Below are 24,661 nucleotides of genomic sequence, written 5' to 3' on the forward strand. Positions count from 1 at the left end.
ACCGTTGGCTCGAGGGAGGTTCGGTTGAAACAATTCACTGCGAAAGGATGTTCGCGTTGGGTGTGATTTGTTCGATGGCCGAACGCAGTGGGTCTTGGGGATTCACGGCGGCGTTGGCGGGTGCGGGGGGACCAATTTTGCCAGCCTGCGGTGCAACATTCGCCGGAATTCCAGCGTTGGGTTGCACGGTCGTTTCGAGGGTTGCTGCTGCGGGAGCGATTTCCATCGTTGTTTCGACCGCCACAGCCTCGATGGTTTCGATTGGCAAGGAATCCAATGGGAAGCATTTGCGATTGTTGAATTCGTCGCATTCGAAGAATTCGTCCCAGCTGTCGATGTGCACGGTCAGGTGTTGCAGCCCAATGATCAGCCCACCGCGGTTGCCCATGGCAAGTGTCTCGATGGGCAGTGCGACTTCCACCTGCAGAGCTCCGTTGGCGGGAATGTGTTTGGCGATCACGGTGACGCGTGGTGAATGTGGCATCGCGTGGCCAAGCGATCCGATGGCGGTGACGTGAAAGTTCTCGACGCAGCGGTTGCTCTGGTTGGCGATCACGATTCCGAAACGGGGGCCGCAGGAAGGATCGATGACCGGGAGTTGTTTGACCTCGACGATTTCCAAGTCGCCAATTTCGTCATCTGGAACGAGGAAGCCTTGGCCTTGGCACGCGACGATGCCGATGGTCACGAATGCGATGAACAGGATGGCCGTGTTGAGTGCCTTCACGGAAAAGGTTGTGCGATACATGGGATTGTGCCTTGGAGACGTTTTAAATGATTCATGAAAAAGCCCGGCAATCCACTGGTGGGATGTGCCGGGCATGCCGTGCGTTGGTGGTGATCCGGTGTGGCGAGACGATCACCAGGTGAAGTGGTTCACCAGCATCCCCAGTAGCTGGTGTAGACGGGGGTGTAGTAGTGGTGCACAACAGGTTTGTAGTGCACGACAGGGGCATAGCTGTAAGAGGCGTAGCTGTAAGGGCTGTAGTACGAGCTGTAGTGGTTGTGGTAGCCGTAGCCACGGTGACCATAGCTGCGGTGGCCGTAGCTGCCACGGAAGCGGCGATAGCAGGCAGCGACCGCTTCTTCCGAATCCACTCCCTCTTCGCCATCGTTGAGCAGCGATTCGACGTCTGCCAATCCGAGTTGCATGTCGTCCGCCGAGGCTGCGTCGGCGGTTTCCATGTCGGTTGTGTTGTTGCTCTCGGCGGCGGCCAAGCGAGCGAGCAGGTTGTCGTCGGCTTGGACGGCGGTGCCAGCCAAGCAGAAGGTCAGGGCCAGAGCAGCGGTGATCAGGGTTCGTGTGGACATCGTTCTGTTTCCAGTCAGGAAGTTTGTTTTGCGGCGGTGAAGAAAGTCGCCAGCGAGTTTGCCGCGTCGGTTCGCTGTCGTTCGTCTTGTGACTGAACGGCTAAGCGGTCGAGGGCCGAAGTTGTTACTGGAAAAAACGAATTTGTTTTTGAAACATCGAATCTGTAACAACGAACCCGAGGTTTCGCTTGGAAAGCATCGCCCACACGCGTGCGTGATCCTTCTTTCCTCTGACAAACGAGCGAACCCATGCGTCTCACTCACCGAAGTCTTTGCCTGGCCCTGTTGTGCGTTGTTCTGCCCGCCGCCCGCGGTTTGGCGGATGACGAACTGTTCTCAAAGGTTGCGATCGACTCGGTTTTCACCACCGCGTCTTCGAAATTGACCACCGCGTCCGAAAAGCCCACTCTCACGATCCAGGCCGAAGCTGCGAAAGTCGACGCGATCGAGGACCTGGACGAACTCTTCCCGCTCGCGAAAGCGATCGATGACGATGCCGTTCGCGAATTGGGAGCGATTCGGTTGGTCAGCCAATCGGACAAGTGGAGTCTTTCGACTCGCATGACCATCCAAGGCGATTCACCAAAGGTGGTCTTTGAAATGGCGCTTGTGACGCTCGGCGAAGCTTCCCTTGAGAATGAGCGAGCGATCTGGCTGTCGCTGATGGAAGTCGGGCAAGCGACCCCGGCAACCTTCTTTGGTGTCAACCGCGAATCGGCGGAGGCTGGCAAACCGGGGCAGTTGGTGCTGCGTTCAACGCTGTCCGCTGTGGGGCTGACCACCGAGTCGCTGCGGGCCAAGCTGCAATCGCTCAGCCAATTCGCGGTGGAAAAATCACCTGCCTGGTCGCAATTTCAAGCGGAAGCATCGGAAAGCCCGGTGAAGACGGCAGCCGCTGAGTTCTCTCTGGTCGGGCAATGGCTGGCGACTCCAGTTTCCGGCGAGGCCTACGCCATGGGGTTGAAAGCGACTTCGAATGGTTCGGGGCCGTTTCAGTTGGTGCACGTCAAAGATTCCAAGTCGACGGTGTCGTCCGGGAAATACTCCCTGAAAGAAGGCCAGTTCTCGCTGCAAGCCGATACGGGGGCACCGTTGGTCTTTCCACTGACCTGGAGCGATGCCGACCAGTTCGAACTGGAAATTGGAGCCGTCCAAGTGAATTTCAAGCGTCAAAAATGATTTTCGGTAACACCCGGCGACAGAATCCGCTGGGTCTCTTGTTCCCTGTTCCGCACACACCTGATTTGATGGGGTGATTCCAATGTTCCGCTGCCGCCTGACTCGAATGCTTCGAATTGCCTTTCACCGTTGGATGTCACTGCTCTGCCCTGCCCTCGTGCTGGTCATCTCACTGCAATCCACGAGCGCCATGGCGGGCGGCGAAACCTACCAAAAAGCCCTGCCATCGACCGTTTGGATCATCACCGCCAACGGGGAAGACCAAACCTCGACCGGAACGGGCGTCTTCATCGACGCCGACAAAAAATTGGTTCTGACCAACGCTCACGTGGTCGGTGACAGTCGCACCGCGGTGGTTTTCTTCCCTGAGAAGAAGAACGGTGAAACCATGGTCAAACGCAAGCAATACCTGGATTCGGTCCTGAAATTGGCTCAGCCCGGCCGGATCGTCGCCGTCGATCGCAAGCGTGACTTGGCCCTGATCGAGTTGGCTGAGGTGCCCGAGCGTGCCGAAGCGATCACGTTGGCTGAAGCGAGCGTCACAACCGGCGAATCGGTGGATTTGATTGGCAACCCAGGTGGTTCCGATGTCCTGTGGGTCTACACGAGCGGAACCGTCCGGTCGGTCTACCAAAAGAAATTCAAATCGGACCATGGTGAGCACGATTTTCGCGTCGTCGAAACCCAGACGCCAATCAAACCCGGCGACAGCGGCGGGCCGGTCGTCAACCAAGCCGGCGAGTTGATCGCGATTGCTCAGTCGTTTTCACCCTCCCAGAATTTGGTCAGCTACTGCGTGGACGTTCAGGAAATCAAGGCTTTCGTCAAAAGCCCTTGGAAATCAGCTCCTTTGGGCAGCCGCGTCGTCCTGAAGAACGCCGAGGTGGCGTTTGAGTTGCACTCCACCGGCCACTACGAGGTCAAGCAGAAGCTCTCATCGGGTTCCACGCAGTCCGTCTTCGTCGCCAAGGACACCGAATACTTCCAGCGTGCCGACGTGCGAAAGATCTGGTCGTTGGTTTCGGTCAGCGGTGAACAGCCCTCCGCGGAGCTGATGATGCGACTGATGCGTCAAAACTCTGCCACGAAAATTGGCGGTTGGGTCGTGGAAAAGAACGGGGCCGACGAGTTTCTGATCCTCTATGTCGCGAAATTGGATGCGACCGCTCCGGACGAAGCCGTGGCGGCCTCGATCGACTATGTCGCCCGGATTGCCGGAGCGATGAGCAAACAACTGGAATCCAAGACGCCGGAAGAAACCAAGACCGAGACGTCGACCCAGACACTCGCATCGTGGTTGGCCAAGTGAATCCGACGTCATTCGAAAAACTCGAAGTTTCTCTGTAACGCATCCTGAGGTCTGCCGCTTGGCAGTTTGTAAGGCGAAGACATCGCCGCGACGCAAATCCAAACTTTCCAAAGACCGGAGACAGAACGATGAAAATTCAAGCTCAAAAATGGATCTTGGCCGCTTCCGTGATCAGCACCGTGGCAGGGCCAGCCCTCGAAGCCCAAGCCTGTGGTGGGGCCCGTCGCAGCGGAGTTTCGCGGGTTGTGGCGCAGATCCACTCGGCTCGCACATCGAATCGCTACTCCGCCCCGACACCTTCCTACCGTTCGATTCAACCGACTTACCGGCAAGCTCCGGTTTATCACAACGCTGCTGTCAACGTTCAGCCTTCGCCCGTTGCTTCGCAGTCGTTCTCGAACCAACCGATTGCTGGTCAGACCGTCTCCGGTCAATCCTTTGCACCGCAACAGCCTGTCCAACAACCATTCAATCAGCAACCTGCCCAGGGCAACTTCGCTGGTCAGCAGGTGCCAGCCCAGCAGGTGCAGCAGCAAGCCGCATCCGTTCAGCAGCCTGCCAGGCAACCAAGTGCTCCCTCACAACAGCCAGCATCCATTCAGCAGCAGTCAACTGTGCAGCAGCAGGCACCTGTGCAACAGCAAGCTCAGCCCGCTGTCCAACCTGCACCTGCGACTCAGCCCGCTGCCTCGGCGGAAGCATCCGCACTCGCTATGTTGGCTTCGGTCAACCAACGTGCTGTCACGCCAACTCAGGCCTCCGCACCGACTCAAGCCGCGGCCCCAGCACCGACCCCCTCGCAGATTCCGACGTTTGGAACGGCGACTTCGGCTTCCAGTGTCAGTTCGCCTGCTCAGCCTCATGTTGGATCGTGGAACGTTTCCTTGCCCGGTGAGCAGTCGGTGTCGCTGAAGTTGGATTCCGACGGATCGTTTGTCTGGGTGGCATCGAAGTCGGGAAGCACCAGCCAATTCTCTGGCCAGTATCGATTGGATGGCGGCAGCCTGACTTTGGTTCGCTCGGAAGACCAGCAGAAAATGGAAGGCACTTGGACGCCCAGCCAAAACGGTGGTTTTGTCTTCCGAGTGGGTGGCGGCACGAACGGTGGCCTGAGCTTCACCCGCTCGTGAGCCTTCGATCGACTATCATGCAGCGGTTCCTTTGTCCCGCTGCATGAGGTTTTGAAGTGCACAGAATTGTTGATTCGCGAATCGCACTGGTTGCGATTCTTTTCGTTTGGGGCGGCGTGGTGGCAGCCCAAGATTCAATCACGACCAAGCCCGGCACTCAAACGCACCAGGACGTGCTGTATCGGACCGGGGATGGATTGACGGATTACCAGCAGGAACGCTGCCGCCTCGATCTGATTCATCCAACCGATGAGAAAGGTTTCGCAACGGTGGTCTGGTTTCATGGTGGCGGACTGACCGGAGGAAACAAATCCTTTCCCGATGGTTTGCTCAATCAGGGAATTGCCGTTGCAGCGGTGAACTATCGCTTGCACCCCAAGGTCAAATCACCGGCGTATGTGGAAGACGCCGCGGCCGCCGTGGCTTGGGTCTTCCAAAACATCGAGCAATACGGTGGTGATCCCAAACGCATTTACGTCAGCGGTCATTCGGCCGGCGGGTATTTGACCAGCATGGTTGGATTGGATCAGCGTTGGCTCGCAGAGCATGACATCGACGCGAATCAGATCGCGGGTTTGATCCCTTACAGCGGCCACACCATCACACACTTCACGGTTCGCAAAGAGCAAGGCATCGGTGGTCGTCAGCCGGTCGTCGACGACATGGCACCGCTGTTCCATGTTCGCAAGGACGCTCCGCCGTTGCTATTGATCACCGGCGACCGCGAACTGGAAATGCTCGGACGCTATGAGGAGAACGCGTACCTTTGGCGGATGATGCAAGTCGTCGGTCACCCTCACACCAAGTTGATGGAACTCGACGGATACAACCACGGTCAGATGGCTGAGCCCTCACACCCGTTGTTGCTGCGGTTCATTCAGGAACTGGAAAAGGAGTGACCAAGCCGCACACGTTGCCGGGTTCCAAGAACGCCAGATGCGTGATGCCATAGGTCCGGACGTCCCAGTCGCCCAGCGGCAGTTGTTCTAGGTCAAACGTGTTGTCGGTCTCAACGACCAGGACGCTGCCGGGAGGGGCGTATTGCTGGACTCGGACGATGATCGACTTCAGCTTGGGGTAGAACTCGGGGTCGGTCCACATGCGATACGGAGGGCTGAGGAAGACGATCCAAGCCGTGTCGTCTTCCGGCCCGGATGGCTGCAACAATTGATCCGCCAGAGCGAAGGCGTCGCCCATCACCAAGCGGACTTTGTCTTCAATCCCCAGTCGCTCGGTCGTGTCGCGAATTTGGGCGATTGCTTTCCGCATCGGTTCGACCAAGACCGCTCGAGTGGAACCACGGCTGATCGATTCCAGGCCCAGCACACCAGTGCCGGCGAACAAGTCAAACGCGATCGTGCCGCGACAGGCTCGGCCCAAGATGTTGAACAGATTTTCACGGACGCTGTCACGCATCGGCCGAGTGAACTCCTCGCCGTGATACGTCACCGGACGGCCACGCATGTCACCGCCGATGATTCTCAGCTTGGTGGGCTTGCCGTCGTCCGTCCCGCCTTTGAGATTTCGTTGCTTGGGCTTGCCGCGTCGATTGTTGGTGCGTTTCGATTTCATCGAGACATCGTAACCTACGATTCCGTCCTGCCACAGGTCTCAAGCAGGTCGGCAGGAATGATCGGGCACAACGGTGTGAGCCGTTCGGGCATTCGCACCAATTGTACATGGGAACAGCAAAACAGCTCAAATGCCGAAAGACTCCTGCCGACCTGTTGAGGAGTGCCGGGGACTGAGTGTGCAAGTGCAGAGTCAAATGCTGTGTGAGCGGGAGTTCCGGGCCGACCCAGCGACGATTCGCAGATCCGAGATGGAGACTTGGCAAATCCACCGAGTCCCCACCTCTGCCGAAATCGAGTTTTGAAAGACGGTTGCGGCGAGCGGTGGTGAGTTTTCGGAGTCGGTGGGTTGCAGTCGAAGGAGAAAGCGGCCGCCCAGATCACGTCGTTCCAAGAGGGTCACGGGGAATTGCCACAGGCCCGATTCGGTCACGGTGGAGGCGTGCTCTTGGTTGAGGTCAGGGGCAACCAGTTGAATTGCCTCCGGACGAAGCATGATCGCGTGGTCAGCGTTCGGCTGACCCTCCGGCAGTGCGAGTGCCTCGCCAAGTGCTGGGCAACTTGCGAGCACTTCATCGATCGCCAGCAAATTGCAGGACGGCGACCCGAGTGCGAGAGCAACCTCCGCCGAGTTGGGTGATTGATAGATCTCACTCGGAGATCCAATCTGCAGGATGCGTCCGCCTGACATCACGACGATCTGGTCGGCCAAACGCATCGCTTCTTCGCCGTCGTGGGTGACGTGCACAAACGTCGTCGAATCGGATTGCTTGGAAACGTCGGCCAAGCGTTCCAGCAACCTCTCGGATGCCAGCCGATCGATCGCTGCCATCGGTTCGTCCAGCAAGCAGACGGAAGGCTGGCGAATCAATGTTTTGGCAATCGCCACCCGGCGTCGTTGTCCACCGCTGAGTGTCTCCGGGCGTCGAGGCAGCCAGGCGGGGGCCAGGTTCATCGTTTCCGTGATGGATTGGATTCGTTGGTCCATTTCGGCCGCCGTCAGACGGCGTTTGGGATTGGCCCGGACCGCGATCTGAAGCGTTTGTTCAACGGTCAGATGCGGGTACATCGTGTCATGCTGGAACAACAGGCCGACGTCTCGTTTGCGAGCCGCCGTGTGCGTCACGTCTTGGCCATCGATCACGATCGAACCTTCGGCAGTTTCGATGAGACCAGCGATGCCGTGGAGCAGCGTGCTCTTTCCACAGCCACTGGGCCCCAAGACGACGCAGTATTCGCCGGGGAAAAGCGACAAGTTGAATTGGTCGACGACCCTGTTCCCCCCGCGGTCCATCGCGAGCGAGGTGATATCGAGTGACTGGATGGGCATCGGGAAACGTCATGGCTTGGCGTGGAGAGCGTGAGCCAAGCATTGTAGTGACCCGCGTCTCCAGGTTGCATCGCGGCGGAGTGAACGGAAGGCGGTGGTGTGAACGGAGATGCGAACAGGCAATGCCGGGTCGGTGTCTCGCGGAACGCTCGATCTCCGACCGCTCCCGTTACCGCGGTCATGCCGTTATAGGTGCTGCGTTCGTAGCCTCTTGAGAGCCCCTCGCGTTGAAAGAGGCCGTGCAGTTTCAAATGCTGTGCCAATAGCGTCTTGAGAACCCCGCCCGCGTAGCGGGAGGGGTCGGAAAGCGAGCGTTCAGTGAGATTTCCGGGGGAGGGCACGCGCACCCGCACCTAGCCAACATCGAACTCCTATTCCGCGACAGCTCAAGCATTCAGTAGCGAAACTCGTCAAGAGTTTCGACTTGCACAACGGTTCGTCGATAGTCTTGACGACTTTCGCTACCAATCGCACCTCAAATCCAAGCGGTGTGAAAGATGCAATCGGGGCGAACGTGTCCTAACCCATTTCAAATTGACAATTCTCAATGACGCCATCCGATGCGAGCGCCCCCGTACGATGGGCTTCCAAGCCCGCCGAAATGGAAACCCGAAGCGTGAGCAAGGCTCCCCTCATCCCCACGACGGCCCCATCCGGGGCGAACTTCTGCTCGCCGTCAGTAGCTCGGGGCTTCCGCCCCGAGCTACTGACGCCAGCCCCATTCGGGGCGATGCGATGAACCCCGCCCGCGTAGCGGGAGGGGGCGGAAAGCGAGCGTTCAGCGAGATTTCCGGGGGAGGGCCATCCGCGCCGCTTCCCATGCTCGGCCCCCTCCCTCGCGTACGCCTGAACGGCGTCGCTCGACCTCCGCCCCAAACTGCGCTTCCGGGGAGGAACGACATGTGAAGATCTGCCGAAACGCGGTACCAGAAAACGGCATGACCTCTGAACCGGGAGGGAGGTTCAAGTCATTGCTGGATAGGGGGTTAGAGGCTGCGCGGCGGATGCGAAGAGGGGCTCGCAAGGCGTCATTAGCCCGCCATTTGGAAACTGCACGAAGCATTTTCAGGCAGGGTCGGCTCGCTTGGGGCCGGGGGGCTGGCCGAGGGATTTGGCGGTCGGAACAGGTGCCGGCTCATTACAATGGAGGTGTTTCGGAAATCTTTTGGCACGCATTTCGATCTTGGAGACCAGACAATGCATCGTCTTTCATCGCAATTCAAACCTCTGCGGCGCCTGGTGTTCGGTCTGATCGGCGCAAGCGGCTTGCTGCTTGGGGGATTGGCTCTGCAGGCCGACGAATCGGATTCTCTGGGGCGATCGTCGTCACCGCTGAAGGTCACCCAGGAAGGCTCGGTTGAACCGGATGAGGCATCTGAGGAAGAGTACGTTCCGGCAACCAAGGACGAACTCCGGCAACGTCTGAATCGGATTCAGTACGACGTGACCCAGAATGCTGCCACTGAACCCGCGTTCCGAAATGCCTATTGGAACAACAAGAAGAAAGGCGAGTATCAGTGCATCGTCTGTGACAAGCCGCTGTTCGATAGCAAGACCAAGTTCAAATCAGGAACGGGGTGGCCGAGCTTCTACTTGCCGATTGCGAAAGATGCGGTCGGCTACCAGACGGACTACAAGATGCTGTACCCGCGAACGGAAGTTCACTGCAAGCGTTGCGAAGCACACTTGGGGCACTTGTTTGACGATGGTCCCGCACCGACCGGCAAACGCTTTTGCTTGAACAGTGCCTCGATGAAATTCGTCGAAGCAAAGCAGTAGCGAAAGTCGTCAAGACTTTCGGCGAATCGCGCGGCAGGCCGAAGCTTGAACGGGCTGTCGATGAAGACGCTAACTCCATCGAAACTCTTGACGAGTTCCGCAACAGGTGGCTGCAACGTCGATCAACCGTCGACGATAATGCCCATGCTGCGAGCGGTGCCTTCGATCATGCGAGTCGCTTGATCGATGTCGCGCGCGTTCAGATCTTCCATCTTCTTTTGAGCGATTTCTTCGCACTGGGCACGGGTGACCGTCGCGACTTTGTCCTTGTTGGGGACGCCGCTGCCTTTGGCGATCCCAGCGGATTGCATCAACATCGATGCCGCTGGTGGGCTCTTGGTGATGAAATCAAAGCTGCGATCGTTGTAGACCGTCACGATCACAGGAATCGGCGTGCCGTTGTATTCCTTGGTGCGATCGTTGAACTGTTGAACAAACTGTCCCAAGTTCACGCCGTACTTACCCAGCGAAGTACCGACAGGAGGTGCAGGAGTGGCTTGACCGCCGGGGACTTGAAACTTGGCTTGGCCGGTGACTTGTTTTGCCATGGGTAAACAGCTTTTAGCGATTAGTGATTAGCGGTGAGCTCTTGAGGTTGCAGCGTTTCGCTGAAAGGCCAACGCAATCGGAGGTGTTTGAAGTGGGATGGATGAAGATAATAAGCCGAGCGGCTAATAGCTAGCAGCTAGAGGCTTTTTACAAAGGCTCGACTTGCCAGTGATCCAATTCCATCGGGACGCTGCGTCCAAAGATGTTGATGATCACTGTCACGCGGCCGTTGGCTTCGTCGACCACGTCGACTTCGCCTTCTTGGTTCTCGAAGTTGCCTTCTTTGACGCGAACACGGTCGCCAACCTTGAACGGAATGGCGGTCTTGATCGGTGTTTCGTCTTCGTCGCTGACTTCGGGTCGATTGACGAAACGTTCGACGTCTTCGGGTTCCATTGGCTGGGGCTTGCCCGCCGAACCGGTAAAATCGCTGATCCCGCCGACTTCACGAACCAGGAACCAGGTGTCGTCGTTGATCGACATGTACACCATGATGTAACCGGGCAGCAGTTTGCGTTTGCTGACGCGGCGTTTGCCGTCACGGGTGAACGTGGCAACGTCTTCGGATGGGACCACGATGTCGCCAAAGTACTCACCCATGTCTTCCATGCGAACCTTCTTGCGAAGAGCTTCAGCGATGGAATCTTCGCGGTTGAAGGCGACTTTGAGGATGTACCAATCCATCGGGGACTCTTCGTCCACTTCTGGTTTGGGAGGCGCGTTGGGGTCAACGGGGGCCGGAGGTGGGGGCGCGGGAGCTTCCGAAGCGGCAGGAGCGACCTCGGTTTCTGGCGAGTCGACGTCTTTCACGTCATCATCACTCACGATGTTACCCCGATGAAGTTAAAGATGGCTTGCCAGAGAACATCGAACAAAAACAATGTGATGGCAAGGAAGAAAATGGTGAAAATCACGACCACGGAAGCACGGATCAGCTCATCCTTGCTGGGCCACGTGACCTTGTTCATTTCCGCTTCGACAGCGATCAGGAAGTCGGCGAACCGTGGCCAGTTGACGACCCGGAACCCGAACCACAGGCCAGCGGCCAGCAACACAGCCGGGATTGCCCGAGCAGCGAGAGACGAATCTCCCATGGCAGCGGGGAGGAACGAATACAAACGCCAGCAACCCAACGTCACGATCACCCAAACGGCGAGAGCCGTCAGTTGGCGAACGATCCGGCCTTGGTTGGCTTTGTACACACCAGCATGAAACAATTCGCTGCTCAGCGAACTGCCTCCGGCGCCGGCCGTGCCGGATTGGGTTAGATCTTTGGACACCCGTGGACTCCTTCGTGAATTGATTCTGGTGTTGAGCCAAATTGGTCATGGGCCAGTTTGCTCAAACCTTGTCCACGATCACATCCTGTTGATCGTCAGGGCAAACCAGAATTCTGGACAGCAGGGGCGGCGAGAGTCGAACTCACAACCGCTGGTTTTGGAAACCAGTGCTCTGCCAATTGAGCTACGCCCCTGAAACAGCGATAAGCTACTAGCTATCAGCTACCAGCTTATCGCTTACAGACAACTTTCTGCAAACGCAGATTATTCGAGGATCTTCGTCACAACGCCTGAACCAACGGTGCGTCCGCCTTCGCGAATAGCGAAGCGAACTCCGTCATCCATTGCGATGGGTTTGTGCAGTTCGACTTCAACCTTGACGTTATCGCCAGGCATGCACATGTCGGCACCGACCAAGTTGGCCGTTCCGGTGACGTCAGTCGTGCGGAAGTAGAACTGGGGACGATAACCGCTGAAGAATGGCGTGTGACGGCCACCTTCATCTTTGCTCAAGCAGTAAACTTCTGCTTCGAACTTGGTGTGAGGCGTGATGCTGCCTGGTTTGGCGAGCACTTGGCCACGTTGGATGTCTTCGCGTTTGACACCACGAAGCAAGCAACCGACGTTGTCGCCCGAACGGCCTTCGGTCATTTCCTTGCGGAACATTTCGACGCCGGTGCAGGTGGTCTTGGTCGAGTCGGGACCCAAACCAATGATTTCGACTTCTTCGCCGACTTTCACAACACCGCGTTCGATCCGTCCGGTTGCAACTGTTCCACGACCTTCGATCGAGAAGACGTCTTCGATTGCCATCAGGAATGGCTTGTCGTCTTCACGGGTGGGTTCTGGAATGTTTGCATCCAGTGCATCCATCAATTCGCTGATGCACTTGCTGGCTTCTGGGTCAGCAGGATTGTTGTAAGCGGGCAGCGAGCTACCGCGAACGACAGGAACGTCGTCGCCTGGGTAGTCGTACTTGCTCAGCAATTCGCGAACTTCGAGTTCAACGAGTTCGAGCAATTCTTCGTCATCGACCAAGTCACACTTGTTCAAGTACACGACGATGTAAGGAACGCCAACCTGGCGACCGAGCAACACGTGTTCTTTGGTTTGTGGCATCGGGCCGTCAGCGGCCGACACAACCAAGATCGCACCGTCCATCTGGGCGGCACCGGTGATCATGTTCTTCACAAAGTCAGCGTGGCCGGGGCAGTCGATGTGAGCGTAGTGACGATTTTCAGTCTCGTACTCAACGTGGGCAACTGCGATCGTCACGGTCTTCGTGGCGTCACGAACCGTACCGCCCTTGGCGATGTCAGAGTAACCCTTCGCTTGTGCCAAGCCCTTCGCTGCTTGAACAGCGAGGATCGCACCCGTGGTCGTCGTTTTACCATGGTCAATGTGACCGATCGTACCTACGTTGACGTGGGGCTTGGTACGTTCAAATTTGTCCTTAGCCATTCTGGTTCACCTGCATTCGCGATCCGCACCACTGTTCTCGGGGAGATACGCTCCTCGAAAACCCTTGCTGCCGTCGACCGCGTTCACACCCACGGTTACTCGCCGGCAATTCGGCCGTGTTGATCGCATTCGATCTACTTGAAAATCGAAACGAAACAAAAACGATGTTGCACTCAAAATCAGCTCCCAAAGGGGAGCCCAACTTTGAGCGACTTGAAGCTGCTGATGGGATTTGAACCCATGACCTCATCCTTACCAAGGAGGCGCTCTACCCCTGAGCTACAGCAGCGAAGCGGGTGAAGGGAATCGAACCCTCGTATTCAGCTTGGAAGGCTGCTGCTCTACCATTGAGCTACACCCGCGTCTCTAGCCACTCGCAATGAGCCACTGGCTGCTAGTTTTCCGGATGTTCCCGCAGGCGGGCAGGAAAACTAGCAGCCAATAGCTCGCAGCTAACAGCTTCTTCCATGGGGGCTACAGGATTCGAACCTGTGTAGGCATAGCCAGCGGATTTACAGTCCGCCCCCTTTAACCACTCGGGCAAACCCCCAAATCTTGTTTTTGAATCAAAATTGTGGCTTCTGATTCAAAAGATTTCTTGTTGCGATGCATTCGCACCGTGTTCTGTGTTGTTCCCTGAACTTGATTGGCAAACTGTTTCGGTTGTCTGTTGTTCGGTTCAAACGCCGTCGGCGCTGAATCGATTTTGCAAGAGCCAACGGAGGGATTCGAACCCACGACCGGCTGATTACAAATCAGCTGCTCTGCCAACTGAGCTACGTTGGCCAGCTCAAGTTCACCCCATGCGACAACCGATCGACCGGCCTTGCGATGGGGAAGGCAGAGTGTACCGATCCGCGAACGGGCGACAAGATGGAATTGGGCCAAAATTGGCCTCCCCACAAAATTCTTGGCCGAATTTCGTCGCAAAAAGCCAAAAGGCCGGCTGGTCAAGGGAGTTCGTACACGGCGTAAGTCGAATTCCGCTGATTCGCCGCCGGATAAATCTGTACCAAAGGCAGTTCAGCTCCCACGACGCGGCGGTCCACCACAATCCAATCGCATCCGTATTGGGCCCGCATGGACCGCAATTCGTCGTACCGAATGGTGACTCGCATGGTCGAAAGTCGATTTGGGTAGACCTCGAGAAATCGTTTGGCCCATTCCCGCAGCGCGACCGCATCCTGGGGAGTGTCTTTCCAGTTCACCACTTCGGCCCGATGCGCGTACCACTTGAACGTTTGTTGGTGCCGCGGTGTCAACAAAATGGCGTCTTCCGGTGTGCTGGCACGCACGAATTGGCAAACGGCGATCCAGTCTTCCATCGTTTGACGCTGCTCGGCGTACCCCGCGTCCGCGTTCAGCCCCAGCAACCGATTGCTGACCGAAACCGGAACGCCGGTCTGAATGCGTTCCCAGCAAGCCTGAGCGAACATCCCGATCACAACCACGGTTCCGAACCTGGCAAGCCAAACGGTGGGCCGGCCGGTCTCTTGGGAGTCGGCGGAGTCTCTTCCAGAAAAAATTCGTTTCGACAAGCAAAAATGGACCACCAGGAATGCCAAGGTGAGCGGCGTGCAGGCGTCAGCCAACCGAAACCAGTAGAACCGGAGCCACTTTGCGGCTTGATCGGGGTACACCGCCGGAAGTGTTCCAATCAGCAAGCCAAGCAGGCTGATGCCCATCGCACCGGCAGCAAAGCAGCCCAAAATGCGGAAACCAATGGCTCGCTGAATGTCGCCGCAGAGGGAGTTGGTTGGGGCCAAGTTTCGCTTGGAAGCACCGTTGGTTGCAGGCGGGGGAGTTTGCCGCCAAACGGTGAGCAGGCCAGCCAAGCAAGCAAGCGTCAGCACGGCGTGGCGGAAATACCAATCCAAATGGAACGCCGCGGGCATCAAGTGGTGTGAGATCCGGAAATAGGCGTATATCCGGGCCGCGGAAATCTGCTCGGCCTCGGTGGCTCCCCAAGACATCGCCGCAGCGGGCACCAGCCCGAACAGTGCCAAGGCTCCTCCGACAAACAAGCCTCGGCTGAAGAAGGCGGGAACCGATCGGGCATCCTCGCTCGCTGGTCCGTCCGCCAATTCCGAAACCCGCCAACGTTTGGGGCCACGCTCGGTGATCCAGAACGCGAACGCGGCAGCGACCACGGACCAGCCTCCGGTCAGCACATGAAATCCAGCGGCAGCACCCAGCCAAACCCAGCCCCGTGACCATCGACGCTGGACGATTTCGGACAAGCCGAAGAGAACCAGCCCATAGGCGGGGACCTTTGCTTCGATCCCACCCACGACCCATTCACCGGCCAAGTTGCCATGTTGGATTCCCAGGATCCAAAGGATCAGGACCCACACGCTGCTCATCGGTGGCATCTGCATCGCTCGCGTCAGTCGAAGCAGACCCGCGGCCAAGATCGACCAACCAGCAATTCGCCCGATCCAGGCGGTCGCGTTGAGCGAGACGAATTGAGTCGGCCACCCGAACAGCCAGTAGTAGGTCGTGTGGGCTTTGCCCGACGATGCGAACAGATCGTTGACGCACCAATCGGGTTGCCAGAAGTTTTTGGCCTTCACCAAATAGTGAGCTTCGTTGACGCCGGGAGCAGCGTCGCCAGCGTACAAAAAACACACGCCCATCAACGCCAGCCAACTCCATCCCCCTGCTGATCGCGAGGGTTGTTCGGGCCTCTCCAAAGTAGGCGTTGGCTTCGTCACGGAACCGCCCAGCGGATCGCAGCCAACATGCTGTTGACGCTGGCTTTGCCTTGCCAAGCCAGGTCCATGGCCGTCCCGTGGTCGACGCTGGTTCGAATGATGGGCAGTCCCAGGGTCACGTTGACCGCATCGTCAAACGACAATGCTTTCAGCGGAATCAATCCTTGGTCGTGATACATGCAAACGTAAATGTCGATTCGCTCTCGCATCGCGGGCGTGAAGGCGGTGTCGGGCGACAGTGGCCCTTCGATGGTCCATCCGGATTGCCTGGCAGTTTCAATCGCAGGCAGGATGATCCGTTCTTCTTCTTGGTGGCTGAACAGTCCGTTTTCGCCGGCATGCGGGTTCAGTCCACAAACGGCGATGCGAGGTGGTAACAAACTGCCGCGACGTTGGTTGCGACGCTGAACCGTTTCGCCGGCGAGGTGGATCGTGCGAACCAGCGATTCGCTGTTCAGTTGCGAGGCCACATCGGCCAGCGGAATGTGAATGGTTTCTAAGACGCAGGCGATCGTGTCGCTGGCCAACATCATGCGAACATCGGCGGGTTTGCCGTGCACTGCCCTGCCCGCTCGATCGGCCAGCAGCTCCGTGTGGCCGGGGAAATCGATCCCCGCTTGATGCCAGGCTTCCTTTTGAATGGGGCCCGTCACGATGGCATCAACGTGGTCCGAGACCGCCGCATCAATGGCGTCGGTGACGGATCGATAGGAGGCTCGCCCGGTCGCGGCGCTGAATTTTCCTGGGGTGAAGTCATCGAGTTCTTCTGCGGTGAGTTTCCCACAATCGACAATCACCCCGTGCGGTGCGTCGCTCGGCATCGCCTGCTTTGGCAGGTCCAGAAAGTCGGCCAGCGAAATTGTGCCGGGGCAGTCACAACCGAGTTTTTTCGCGGCTTGTTGGTAGATGGCCGCGTCGCCAAACAGCAGCGGGTAACCCAGTGACTGAACCTCCGGTGAGTTCCAGACTCGAAGTGCGATTTCGGGACCGATTCCGGCGGCGTCGCCCATCGTGATCGCCAGCTTGGGGCGCGAGTGATTCGCGTCCGTCATGGCGACACCGAAGCTTTGCCACGCGGGCCCAGTCGACCGAACATGCGGTCCAGTTCATCGCGGCTGAAGAACAACGCCGTTGGCCGACCGTGTGGGCAGTGATGCGTTTCTTGGTACAAGTCCTTTTGCTCCAGCAGGCTGGTGATCTCTTCGGGGGAAAGAGGATCGCCCGCTTTCACGGCGGCTTTGCAAGCGACGGTGCTGAGCAAATGATTCAGCAAGTCCTTCGGGTTGGGGTCTCGGCCAGCACCCATCACCGATTCCAAGACCGTTCGCAGCATGTCGGCAGGCGGCTTGTTCGGCAGCATTGCCGGGTACGACTGGATCAAAATCGTTTCGCCGCCGAAGTCTTCGATTTCCAAACCGATGCGGCGGAGCGTGTCTTTGGCCTCGAGAGCGGCGGCTCGCTCGGCGGGTGTCAGTGACACGGGTTCCGGAACCAGTAACTGCTGGGCTTCCAACGAAGCGTTCTCCTGCAGCACTTTTTGGCAGACACGTTCATACAGCACTCGTTCGTGCAACGCGTGTTGGTCGATCACGACCATGCCTTTCTCGTCTTGCGTGACGAGATAACGTTGGTGCACTTGGAACCCGAGGTGGCTCACGCTGGGAGTCGGCACGCCGGATGCCTGGGCTGCGTGTTCATGGGAGCCGTGTTCGTGGGCACCGACTTGGCCGGAATCATTCGTGGAGGCGTCCCCATCCCAAGGTGTCATCTCGATGCCTTCGGCCGCGGTCGATGGTCGCTGGGAATCGACGACACCGCCCGGTGACCAAGTGTTCGAGGGAGCGAGCGGCGGGGAATGTCCGGTCGCGCCCAGCGAGGATGGAGGGGCGTGGCCCGGTGAATTGGATTCGCCAAAGGGGCGGAAGTTGGGGGTGCCGCTCGCGCCGCCCAGCAGTTGAGTGTTTGAGTTGGCGGAAGGTCCCGCAGGAGGCCCGCCGGTTCGGGCCCATTCGATCACGGACTGACGCTGCTGGTCGACTTCGTTTGGACGCATGCCCATGACCGATTCGGGAGCGGTCTGGCGTTGTTCCTCTTCGCTCATCGGGGCGGGGACAGGATTGGATCCCACGCGATGGGTCATGTCGGTTGCCAGAAATCGCTGGCGAAGCGTTTGCAGCAACCGGCTGTACACACGTCCGCTGTCGGTGAAGCGAACCTCCAGTTTCGCGGGGTGCACGTTGACATCGATCATGTCCGCCGGCATTCGCATTCGCAGAAAGCAAACCGGATGGCGACCGACCATCAACATCCCCCGGTAGGCTTCTCCCAGAGCATGTTGCAGGGCGCGGTCGCGAATGTGTCGGCCGTTGAGAAACAGGTACTGCATGCGGTTGTTGCCGCGACTGACCGACGGGTCACAGGCGTAACCGGTGATCTGAACGGTTTCGTCCTGGTTCTCGATCGAGATCAACGATTCGGAAATTTCAGTTCCGAAGAACGATTCGATCCGATCCGCCCAGCGCGTCGTCGGCAACAGGTCGAACATCTCTTTGTCGCCGTTGCGAAGGACAAAGTGAACCTTTGGATTGGCGAGCGCCAGGCGTGTGAAGGCTTCGACGATGTGGCCGCGTTCGGTTTGCGGGGTCTTCAGGAATTTTCGGCGAACCGGTGTGTTGAAAAACAGGTTTCGAACTTCGATCACGGTCCCGACCGGGCAGCCGCACGGTCCCGGTGTTTCGATCACTCCGCCGCGAATGTCGATTTGGCAGCCGCCGTCTTGGCCTTCGGCGCGGCTGCGGATGGTCATCTGAGAAACGCTGGCGATCGACGCCAGAGCTTCACCGCGAAAACCGAGGGTGCCGACGTGGAACAGGGATTCGTCGTCGGGCAGTTTGCTGGTCGCGTGACTGGTCACGGCCAGCGGCAATTGCTCCGCCGTCATCCCGCAGCCATCGTCGCTGATCCGGATCAGCTCGACGCCGCCCCCCTCGAGGCTCAATTCGATCCGAGTCGAGCCAGCATCGATGCTGTTTTCGAGCAATTCTTTGACCACCGAGGCGGGCCGTTCAATCACCTCGCCAGCGGCGATTTGATTGACCAAGTGGGCCGGCAATTGGCGGATGATGCGAGGTGGCTGGGCGGTCGTGGCGGTGGGCGTGTTCATGGCCCCAACTTACCGCGCGACGCGTGCATCGCACCAGGATCATCGTTCGGCGAAGCGGCAGATTGACCGGTTCTCGCCTCGGAGGAAACAATTCGCCAGGAAAGCCGGCAAAACCCCTCCAGTCGGCAGTGCCGCTGAATTTGCCAACCAGTTGGATTACCCGTTTGTTTTCAGCAGAGTCCTAGTGAGGGCCACCAGAATCCCCGTTCCACTCCAACGCACGATCTCCTCGGGCATGACGCGGTAGGTCGGCCGTTGTGGAACAGGTTGTAAGTGGCGACGGAGTCGAGGTCGTGGTAGTAATCCATTGCCCCGCCGATGCAACACAACGCCTCATCGTACCCGTGCATCATTGGTGAGAACTTGGCTTCGTACCCAAGATGCCACTTGCCGAATAATGCGGTCTCATAGCCGACGGAGGACAGTCGCTTCGCCAACGTCGGCCGGTCGGCGGGAAATCCCAGTTCGTTGACCAAGTGCAAGCGAATCGCATCGTCATAACGCCCGTCATTGCCATCGCAACCCAGGTCTCCATCGCCGAGGTCGTCGGCAAGGATCATCGCAATGTTCGGACGGTCGTTGGAATCGGCTCTCAGCGAAGTGGGAACGCAGGCATGAAAGCACAGAGCAGCCATCACCCAAACGGTGAGTGGGACGACCCGTGGATGGAGGTGGATGAGAGACATGTTGGAGCCTCTAGTGGTCTGTCAAAGTTAAAAGTTAGGGTTGTTCGTAGTGGACGAGGCCACGAGTCCTTGGATTTGACGCCAGTTCAGGACTCGTGGCCTCGTCCACTACCCTAAAATTAGGCTTTGACGCACCACTAGGGAGTCAAATCGGTACGCAGGTGTCATCGAGTACCGGAGCCGTTTGGCGTTCGCCACGGTTTCCACGCACAACCGGGGCCAACGCCCAAACGGCTCACGAGATGGAACCCGAATCGTTCGAGATCACGAACCCGGTTGGACGGATTTGCTCGGCAGCGTTTCCAAGCGTCGAGGCGAAACGTCCGCGGACTTGCCGATCGGGCGTTGGCCCTGGCCGGGGCGATCTTTGTCACCCAGATCCTGACGAGCTTGTTCGGCCAATGCAGTCAGTTGAGCAACGATCTCAGGACGCGTCTTGGCAACGTTGTGCTGGCAAGCAATGTCATCCACCACGTTGAACAACAGCGTTGTTGGTTTTTGCGAAACGTTGAAGTGCGGGTGTCCGGGCGATGCGTCGATCGGCAGGAACATTTTCCAGGGACCAGAACGGATGGCTTGCAGTTGATCTTGATGGTAGTAGTAGAACGCTTCGTACGGCGTCTTGGCGTTGGGTTCACCAAACAGCAGCGGAGCGATGTCGTGGCCATCGAGTTTGCGATCCGACGGCAGTTCGCAGTCGGCTAGATTTGCAATCGTAGGCAATAAATCCATCGTGGTTGCCAGTTCGTCACATTGAGTTCCGGCGGGCACTTTGCCGGGTTGCCAGACGATCGTGGGAACACGAAAGGCACCTTCGCTGGTCGTGTACCCGCGACCGTGAAGCGGCAAGTTGGAACCTCGGCTCAAGTCATCAGGATCGCGGTTGATCGGGGCGCCGTTGTCGGAGGTCCAAATCACGAAGGTGTTTTCTGCGATGCCCAGTTCAGCGAGCTGGTCCAGCATCTGACCGATCGACCAATCCAATTCTTCGACCGAATCGCCCCAGGGACCGTTCTGGCTTTTGCCGCGAAAAGCGTCGCTGGAAAACGGTGTCTTGGTGCTGCCAGGCATCGCTTGTGGAAAGTACAGGAAGAACGGTTCCTCCTTGTGTTCGGCAATCCACTGCATCGCCCGTTCGGTGTAACGCTTGGTCAATCCGTCTCGGTTGCACGGGGCTTCGATGACGGTCTCGTTTTCCATGAGAGGCAGAGGTGGCCAGTGTGATCCATCTCGCTGCCAAATTCGTTCGGTCATGTCGTCGGAGTAAGGCACTCCAAAGAACCAATCAAACCCCTGACGGGTTGGCAGGAATTCCGGTTGATCACCCAGATGCCATTTTCCAACCAATGCGGTGGCGTAGTTCTGTTGCTGGAGGATCTCCGCGATCGTGATCTCATCGGGATGCAAGCCATAGGCAGAGACAGGTCGCAGAACCGGACCATCGCGATCGTTCAAATGCATTCCGACTCGTTGCGCATAGCATCCGGTCATGATGCTGGCACGCGATGGGGTGCAGACGCCAGCCGTGACGCAGAAGTGAGTGAACGTTCGCCCTTCCCTTGCCATGCGGTTCAGGTTGGGCGTTCGATGCAACGTCGATCCGAAGGGCTCGATGTCGCCGTAACCGAGGTTGTCACAGTAGACGATGATGAAATTCGGTTTGGTTGTTTCGGCTGCCGTTCCGATGCCGAGCAACGGTGACATCGGAAGCAGCGTCATGATCCATCCGACAAGCCAACGCATCAGTTGGCCTCTTGTTGATTTTGCAATATCTCCAGCAACGCTGCGACGATTTTGGTGGTTGCTTCCTTCTCGACGTAGTTGGTCCCCAGCCATGTTTCGTAGCCGCCCAAACGATGTTGCTGCGGAGTCGGCAGGTACCCGAAGGAGCCGTTGGCGAGCTCGATCGTGAAGGTGTCTTGGAAGGGGCTGCGGTCTTTCAGTTCCAACCCCGTTTCGGTGAACGTTTCAAACGGGATCGCGGCGATTCCCAAATCGCCAATGCGAAGAGCCTGCAGTTGAATCTCCACTTCCTTGGGCCCCGCCAAAATTTTCGCGATTCGATCGGCATAGATCTCTTCGCGGCGATGGCCGCTTCTCGGATTGTCGTCGTCGACACGTTTGATTTGTTCAAAGTGCGCGATCATCTCCTGTGTCGGCTGTCTGGTCTTCAGTGTCAACGTCGTGTGCTCGGCGGAGAGTGGGACCCAGTCATGGAAATCGATCTGCTGATGGGCTTCGACGACGCGGTTGGCAACCTTCGCGGCCACCTCCTGCATTTTCTCGTAAGGACCGTACTTTCGCGGCGATTTATCAGCGAAGTTGATGTTGTTCACATCGCCGCTGGTGCCATTGGAAAGGATGCCGACAAACGGTGGTGACTGTTCGGTTGCATCGAGCTTTTCGGCAATGAACTTGGCGAAGTAGCCGAAGTAATCGGCTGAGACTTCTCCGGATCGAACGCCGCCGACGTAGTGCAGCGAATAATTTGCCAGCAGGGCGATCGGCCGACCGTCAGGGCTCTGCACTGAGACGAAGCTGATTTCGGGATCGGTCGGACCCGCGGGGCGATCCAGTTTGGAGCTGCCGCGAGGTGGATTCATCCGGACTTGATCGGTGCCGCCGAATGGGTTGCCCAACAAGCTGGCGTCGGTGACAAACCAGCGACGGTTGAAGACTTCGGACGGTTCATCCGCGCTTCCCCAACCAATCTTGGCCGGTTCCAGATTCGCCATCGCTCGTCGGATTCCGTCCGCGATCCGATGGGCAACGAAGGTTTGGTAATCCGTCAGTTTGGTTTCGTTGGCGGTTTTCAGGTCCCCGCGAGCGGTGGTTGCCGAATGGGTGTGCGTGGATGCCAACAGCATGTTGGAGACTGGCAACCCGGTCGCACCAGACACTTGCTGCTTGGCGAGATCGAAGACTTCCACGGGGATGCCGACATTGTCGCAAAGGACGATGGCAAGCTTGGTCGTGCCGTCATCCAACACCAGGCAGCGAGCGTGAAGTTCGTCATGCACATTGGTGGCTGGGATTGGTTTCCATCCCCCGACAATCAGCTCACCCAGTGGCGGCGTGATGTTGCTGGTGGCAGCTCCAGCCCGAAAAACCGGTTTGGATTCCTTGGCAGTCAGAATAGGTCCGCCACGAAATAGAAGACAGGCGATGAATAGTGAGAGAAGGACTTTTTGAGCGGCAGGCCAGAGCATGCTTCGATCCTTTCGGTTCAGGGGATGGTGGAAATGCAAGGATCAGCGAGGTACCAGTAGTTGTCGTTATAATCGAGTCGAGAGGCGAAAGAAACAAACTGCGTGTGGTGTGATCTTGACTGACCTGAATAGCCCGACTCAGAGCGGCGACACGAATCCAAGAATAGGCAAGCGATCAAAGACGTCGCTCGCCGGCATGCTGAAGGTCTTTTGTATCGCCAGCATCTTTGCCTGGTCGTTGTTGGCATTCCCAAGTTTGCTCCCATACGTCATCTGCGGATGGATTATTTGGCATCTCGTTCTTGTTCAACGTGAGCGTCCAGCCTACTTGCCTCTTGTCGCGGCATCTGTCGTCTTGCTCGTGAAGTTTCTGCCTCGTACCCCGGCTTCGATAGCACTTGGGAGCTTGATGCTGGCTGTGATTGTTTTTCGAATGCGTGCGAGCAGAAAGTTACAGCGGCGTTTGGCCGTCGGTACATCGCTCGTCTTGATGAGTCCCTACGCTCCGCCTGGTCGATGGATGCCGGGCTCTCGACTCAGCGATGACGGTATCCACAGCAACGCTCGCGGTAGCATGGCGATCGCAAAACAGGTCGCGAATGCGATTCGCCAGATGTACGGTGATTCCATCTTCCAACCTGGCTACCAGTGAAGGTGGGTCAGCTAAACTCATTGATGGTTGGTGTCTTCGCCTCGTCCGAGAGAGTCTCGATGAAATTTAATTGCTGCGTTCTGGTCGGTCTCCTGACGACTTGTTGCTTGATCCATTTGGCTGACCAAGCTATTGCGGGAGAGTTCAATACTGTGCTGGACATTGGCGATCCGGCGCCCGAATGGAACGAGTTGCCCAGCACAGATGGAAAGAAGTCATCGCTGACGCAATGGTCCGATTCGAAGGTCGTGGTTCTGGCATTCACTTGCAACAGTTGCCCTTACGCGATCGACGCGGAAGAACGCTTGATCGCACTGACCAAGGATTACGCTGAGAGATCGGTCTCGGTGATCGCGGTCAATGTCAACACGATCGAAGAGGACGCGATGCCGGCGATGAAGGAGAAAGCGAAAGAAAAGCAGTTCCCGTTCGCTTACCTCTACGACGAATCGCAGCAGATCGCCCGCGATTACGGCGCCAAGTACACGCCCCAGTTCTTTGTGCTGGATGCCGATCGGAAGATCGCTTACATGGGCGCGATGGACGACAGTCCCGATGGTCGCAACGTGACTCAGCCCCACCTCCGCAATGCGATCGATGAAGTCCTGGCTGGCAAGCCAGTGACCGTTTCCGAAACGGTTCCGGTGGGATGCCGAATTCGAATGGAACGACAACGCCGTTCACGTCGCGAACGCTGAGGAAGCGGCTGTCAATGTTCGCTAGGCCGAGGTGTGGGCCAGGTCAATCCTTGGCAGCAGGATCGATTGCCAGTGCGTCGGGGTGCAAGCGTTCCCAGATCGAAGCGTGGACCAGTGGCTCCGAGACCGATGCATCGATATCACGCACCAGGCCCTGCTGCCGATAGTGATCGAGCAACGGTTCAGTTCGGGCCTCGTAGATCCGAAACCGCTCTCGGATGCATTCCTCGGCATCGTCGGCCCGCTTCTCTGTTTTGCCCCGTTTCCGGAGACGTTTGATCAGCACATCGGCGGACACCTGAAGGTGCAGCACGTGATCGAGCTTGACTGAGTCAGCAATCAGTTGCTGGTCAAAGGCACTGGCCTGGACCTGGGTTCGCGGGAAACCATCCAACAGATAACCGGTTTGGCTGTCTGGTTGTGCCAATCGTTTGGCGACCATTTGCAACACGAATTCATCGGGAGCAAAGTGCCCCCGATCGATTCGGAGATGAATCTGCTCGCCTCGGTCCGGTTCCAAGGCTCTCAGCATTCCACCCGTGCCAATGTGCGGCACGCGGAGGGCTTTGCTCAGCAGTTCACATTGAGTGCCCTTGCCCGCACCTGGCGGACCGATGAAGACAATTCGCACAACACTGCC

General features: G+C 57.7%; 22 protein-coding genes and 5 tRNA genes. 7 read left to right on the forward strand and 20 right to left on the reverse strand.

What is annotated here, in order from left to right:
• Nucleotides 1-34: 34 nt before the first annotated feature.
• On the reverse strand, nucleotides 35-748 hold the full coding sequence (locus RISK_RS00805) for a hypothetical protein (RefSeq protein ID WP_047812365.1): 714 nt from the start codon (nucleotides 746-748) through the stop codon (nucleotides 35-37).
• 128 nt (nucleotides 749-876) lie between these two features.
• On the reverse strand, nucleotides 877-1,311 hold the full coding sequence (locus RISK_RS00810; RefSeq protein WP_047812366.1) for a hypothetical protein: 435 nt from the start codon (nucleotides 1,309-1,311) through the stop codon (nucleotides 877-879).
• 249 nt (nucleotides 1,312-1,560) lie between these two features.
• Here RISK_RS00810 and RISK_RS00815 point away from each other — a divergent pair, with 249 nt between their 5' ends.
• The 4 genes from RISK_RS00815 to RISK_RS00830 all read left to right on the forward strand — a co-directional run bounded on the left by RISK_RS00815 (nucleotide 1,561) and on the right by RISK_RS00830 (nucleotide 5,828).
• On the forward strand, nucleotides 1,561-2,490 hold the full coding sequence (locus RISK_RS00815; RefSeq protein ID WP_236695918.1) for a hypothetical protein: 930 nt from the start codon (nucleotides 1,561-1,563) through the stop codon (nucleotides 2,488-2,490).
• 82 nt (nucleotides 2,491-2,572) lie between these two features.
• Complete coding sequence (locus RISK_RS00820; RefSeq protein ID WP_047812367.1) at nucleotides 2,573-3,799, forward strand: S1 family peptidase; 1,227 nt, start codon at nucleotides 2,573-2,575, stop codon at nucleotides 3,797-3,799.
• A 128-nt stretch (nucleotides 3,800-3,927) separates the two neighbouring features.
• Entirely contained in the window at nucleotides 3,928-4,929 is a 1,002-nt protein-coding gene (locus RISK_RS00825; RefSeq protein WP_047812368.1) for a hypothetical protein, read from the forward strand.
• A 56-nt stretch (nucleotides 4,930-4,985) separates the two neighbouring features.
• Complete coding sequence (locus RISK_RS00830) at nucleotides 4,986-5,828, forward strand: alpha/beta hydrolase (protein WP_047812369.1); 843 nt, start codon at nucleotides 4,986-4,988, stop codon at nucleotides 5,826-5,828.
• Here RISK_RS00830 and RISK_RS00835 read toward each other — a convergent pair.
• Both RISK_RS00835 and RISK_RS00840 read right to left on the reverse strand, forming a co-directional pair.
• The gene (locus RISK_RS00835) at nucleotides 5,803-6,501 is read right to left on the reverse strand and encodes an RsmD family RNA methyltransferase (protein WP_047812370.1); all 699 of its coding nucleotides are present in this window, start codon (nucleotides 6,499-6,501) and stop codon (nucleotides 5,803-5,805) included. The two genes, RISK_RS00830 and RISK_RS00835, sit on opposite strands and share 26 nt — an antisense overlap.
• Before the next feature lie 192 nt (nucleotides 6,502-6,693).
• Nucleotides 6,694-7,830, reverse strand: coding sequence for an ABC transporter ATP-binding protein (locus tag RISK_RS00840; RefSeq protein ID WP_047812371.1), 1,137 nt, complete (start codon nucleotides 7,828-7,830; stop codon nucleotides 6,694-6,696).
• Nucleotides 7,831-9,027: 1,197 nt separating this feature from the next.
• On the opposite strand from RISK_RS00840, the gene msrB reads away from it, so the two are divergent.
• Complete coding sequence (gene msrB / locus RISK_RS00850) at nucleotides 9,028-9,609, forward strand: peptide-methionine (R)-S-oxide reductase MsrB (protein ID WP_047812418.1); 582 nt, start codon at nucleotides 9,028-9,030, stop codon at nucleotides 9,607-9,609.
• A 122-nt stretch (nucleotides 9,610-9,731) separates the two neighbouring features.
• On the opposite strand, the gene rplK is transcribed toward msrB, so the two are convergent.
• The 15 genes from rplK to RISK_RS00925 form a co-directional block, all read right to left on the reverse strand.
• Nucleotides 9,732-10,157, reverse strand: coding sequence for a 50S ribosomal protein L11 (rplK, locus tag RISK_RS00855; RefSeq protein ID WP_007324993.1), 426 nt, complete (start codon nucleotides 10,155-10,157; stop codon nucleotides 9,732-9,734).
• A gap of 148 nt (nucleotides 10,158-10,305) precedes the next feature.
• The gene (gene nusG / locus RISK_RS00860) at nucleotides 10,306-10,983 is read right to left on the reverse strand and encodes a transcription termination/antitermination protein NusG (RefSeq protein WP_047812373.1); all 678 of its coding nucleotides are present in this window, start codon (nucleotides 10,981-10,983) and stop codon (nucleotides 10,306-10,308) included.
• The gene (gene secE / locus RISK_RS00865; RefSeq protein ID WP_047812374.1) at nucleotides 10,980-11,438 is read right to left on the reverse strand and encodes a preprotein translocase subunit SecE; all 459 of its coding nucleotides are present in this window, start codon (nucleotides 11,436-11,438) and stop codon (nucleotides 10,980-10,982) included. The genes nusG and secE overlap by 4 nt, the downstream gene beginning before the upstream one ends.
• Nucleotides 11,439-11,559: 121 nt before the next feature.
• Nucleotides 11,560-11,632, reverse strand: a tRNA-Trp gene (locus RISK_RS00870).
• A gap of 70 nt (nucleotides 11,633-11,702) precedes the next feature.
• Nucleotides 11,703-12,899 (reverse strand): elongation factor Tu, encoded by a 1,197-nt coding sequence (gene tuf, locus RISK_RS00875; protein ID WP_047812375.1) that lies wholly within the window; start codon nucleotides 12,897-12,899, stop codon nucleotides 11,703-11,705.
• A 217-nt stretch (nucleotides 12,900-13,116) separates the two neighbouring features.
• A tRNA-Thr gene (locus RISK_RS00880) sits at nucleotides 13,117-13,188 on the reverse strand.
• 2 nt (nucleotides 13,189-13,190) lie between these two features.
• A tRNA-Gly gene (locus tag RISK_RS00885) sits at nucleotides 13,191-13,261 on the reverse strand.
• A gap of 106 nt (nucleotides 13,262-13,367) precedes the next feature.
• Nucleotides 13,368-13,449, reverse strand: a tRNA-Tyr gene (locus tag RISK_RS00890).
• A 163-nt stretch (nucleotides 13,450-13,612) separates the two neighbouring features.
• Nucleotides 13,613-13,685, reverse strand: a tRNA-Thr gene (locus tag RISK_RS00895).
• Nucleotides 13,686-13,849: 164 nt separating this feature from the next.
• On the reverse strand, nucleotides 13,850-15,625 hold the full coding sequence (locus RISK_RS00900) for a DUF6798 domain-containing protein (RefSeq protein ID WP_047812419.1): 1,776 nt from the start codon (nucleotides 15,623-15,625) through the stop codon (nucleotides 13,850-13,852).
• A complete protein-coding gene (pdxA, locus tag RISK_RS00905; protein WP_047812376.1) occupies nucleotides 15,610-16,665 on the reverse strand; it encodes a 4-hydroxythreonine-4-phosphate dehydrogenase PdxA in 1,056 nt (351 codons plus the stop codon). Before pdxA ends, RISK_RS00900 begins: the two co-directional genes overlap by 16 nt.
• Nucleotides 16,662-18,776 (reverse strand): DNA mismatch repair endonuclease MutL, encoded by a 2,115-nt coding sequence (gene mutL / locus RISK_RS00910; protein ID WP_047812377.1) that lies wholly within the window; start codon nucleotides 18,774-18,776, stop codon nucleotides 16,662-16,664. The genes pdxA and mutL overlap by 4 nt, the downstream gene beginning before the upstream one ends.
• Nucleotides 18,777-18,946: 170 nt before the next feature.
• Nucleotides 18,947-19,462, reverse strand: coding sequence for a sulfatase-like hydrolase/transferase (locus tag RISK_RS00915; protein WP_236695920.1), 516 nt, complete (start codon nucleotides 19,460-19,462; stop codon nucleotides 18,947-18,949).
• Between the two features lie 264 nt (nucleotides 19,463-19,726).
• On the reverse strand, nucleotides 19,727-21,181 hold the full coding sequence (locus RISK_RS00920; RefSeq protein ID WP_236695921.1) for a sulfatase family protein: 1,455 nt from the start codon (nucleotides 21,179-21,181) through the stop codon (nucleotides 19,727-19,729).
• Between the two features lie 23 nt (nucleotides 21,182-21,204).
• A complete protein-coding gene (locus RISK_RS00925; protein WP_236695922.1) occupies nucleotides 21,205-22,671 on the reverse strand; it encodes a hypothetical protein in 1,467 nt (488 codons plus the stop codon).
• Between the two features lie 433 nt (nucleotides 22,672-23,104).
• Between RISK_RS00925 and RISK_RS32860 the strand changes: the two genes are divergently transcribed.
• Nucleotides 23,105-23,323 carry a hypothetical protein gene (locus tag RISK_RS32860; RefSeq protein ID WP_236695923.1) on the forward strand — a complete coding sequence of 73 codons (219 nt, stop codon included), beginning with the start codon at nucleotides 23,105-23,107 and terminating at the stop codon, nucleotides 23,321-23,323.
• A gap of 59 nt (nucleotides 23,324-23,382) precedes the next feature.
• Complete coding sequence (locus RISK_RS00930) at nucleotides 23,383-24,021, forward strand: thioredoxin family protein (RefSeq protein ID WP_236695924.1); 639 nt, start codon at nucleotides 23,383-23,385, stop codon at nucleotides 24,019-24,021.
• A 43-nt stretch (nucleotides 24,022-24,064) separates the two neighbouring features.
• On the opposite strand, the gene RISK_RS00935 is transcribed toward RISK_RS00930, so the two are convergent.
• Complete coding sequence (locus RISK_RS00935) at nucleotides 24,065-24,652, reverse strand: adenylate kinase family protein (protein ID WP_047812380.1); 588 nt, start codon at nucleotides 24,650-24,652, stop codon at nucleotides 24,065-24,067.
• Nucleotides 24,653-24,661: the final 9 nt, after the last annotated feature.

The sequence above is a fragment of the Rhodopirellula islandica genome, assembly GCF_001027925.1.
Classification (GTDB): Bacteria; Planctomycetota; Planctomycetia; order Pirellulales; family Pirellulaceae; genus Rhodopirellula; species Rhodopirellula islandica.

What these genes read in the sequence shown, in the direction of transcription:
- RISK_RS00805 (WP_047812365.1), bottom strand. Translation starts at nt 748, where the DNA reads ATGTATCGCACAACCTTTTCCGTGAAGGCACTCAACACGGCCATCCTG.
- RISK_RS00810 (WP_047812366.1), bottom strand. Translation starts at nt 1,311, where the DNA reads ATGTCCACACGAACCCTGATCACCGCTGCTCTGGCCCTGACCTTCTGC.
- RISK_RS00815 (WP_236695918.1), top strand. Translation starts at nt 1,561, where the DNA reads ATGCGTCTCACTCACCGAAGTCTTTGCCTGGCCCTGTTGTGCGTTGTT.
- RISK_RS00820 (WP_047812367.1), top strand. Translation starts at nt 2,573, where the DNA reads ATGTTCCGCTGCCGCCTGACTCGAATGCTTCGAATTGCCTTTCACCGT.
- RISK_RS00825 (WP_047812368.1), top strand. Translation starts at nt 3,928, where the DNA reads ATGAAAATTCAAGCTCAAAAATGGATCTTGGCCGCTTCCGTGATCAGC.
- RISK_RS00835 (WP_047812370.1), bottom strand. Translation starts at nt 6,501, where the DNA reads ATGAAATCGAAACGCACCAACAATCGACGCGGCAAGCCCAAGCAACGA.
- RISK_RS00840 (WP_047812371.1), bottom strand. Translation starts at nt 7,830, where the DNA reads ATGCCCATCCAGTCACTCGATATCACCTCGCTCGCGATGGACCGCGGG.
- msrB (WP_047812418.1), top strand. Translation starts at nt 9,028, where the DNA reads ATGCATCGTCTTTCATCGCAATTCAAACCTCTGCGGCGCCTGGTGTTC.
- rplK (WP_007324993.1), bottom strand. Translation starts at nt 10,157, where the DNA reads ATGGCAAAACAAGTCACCGGCCAAGCCAAGTTTCAAGTCCCCGGCGGT.
- tuf (WP_047812375.1), bottom strand. Translation starts at nt 12,899, where the DNA reads ATGGCTAAGGACAAATTTGAACGTACCAAGCCCCACGTCAACGTAGGT.
- pdxA (WP_047812376.1), bottom strand. Translation starts at nt 16,665, where the DNA reads ATGACGGACGCGAATCACTCGCGCCCCAAGCTGGCGATCACGATGGGC.
- mutL (WP_047812377.1), bottom strand. Translation starts at nt 18,776, where the DNA reads ATGAACACGCCCACCGCCACGACCGCCCAGCCACCTCGCATCATCCGC.
- RISK_RS00915 (WP_236695920.1), bottom strand. Translation starts at nt 19,462, where the DNA reads ATGTCTCTCATCCACCTCCATCCACGGGTCGTCCCACTCACCGTTTGG.
- RISK_RS00920 (WP_236695921.1), bottom strand. Translation starts at nt 21,181, where the DNA reads ATGACGCTGCTTCCGATGTCACCGTTGCTCGGCATCGGAACGGCAGCC.
- RISK_RS00925 (WP_236695922.1), bottom strand. Translation starts at nt 22,671, where the DNA reads ATGCTCTGGCCTGCCGCTCAAAAAGTCCTTCTCTCACTATTCATCGCC.
- RISK_RS32860 (WP_236695923.1), top strand. Translation starts at nt 23,105, where the DNA reads ATGCGTGCGAGCAGAAAGTTACAGCGGCGTTTGGCCGTCGGTACATCG.
- RISK_RS00930 (WP_236695924.1), top strand. Translation starts at nt 23,383, where the DNA reads ATGAAATTTAATTGCTGCGTTCTGGTCGGTCTCCTGACGACTTGTTGC.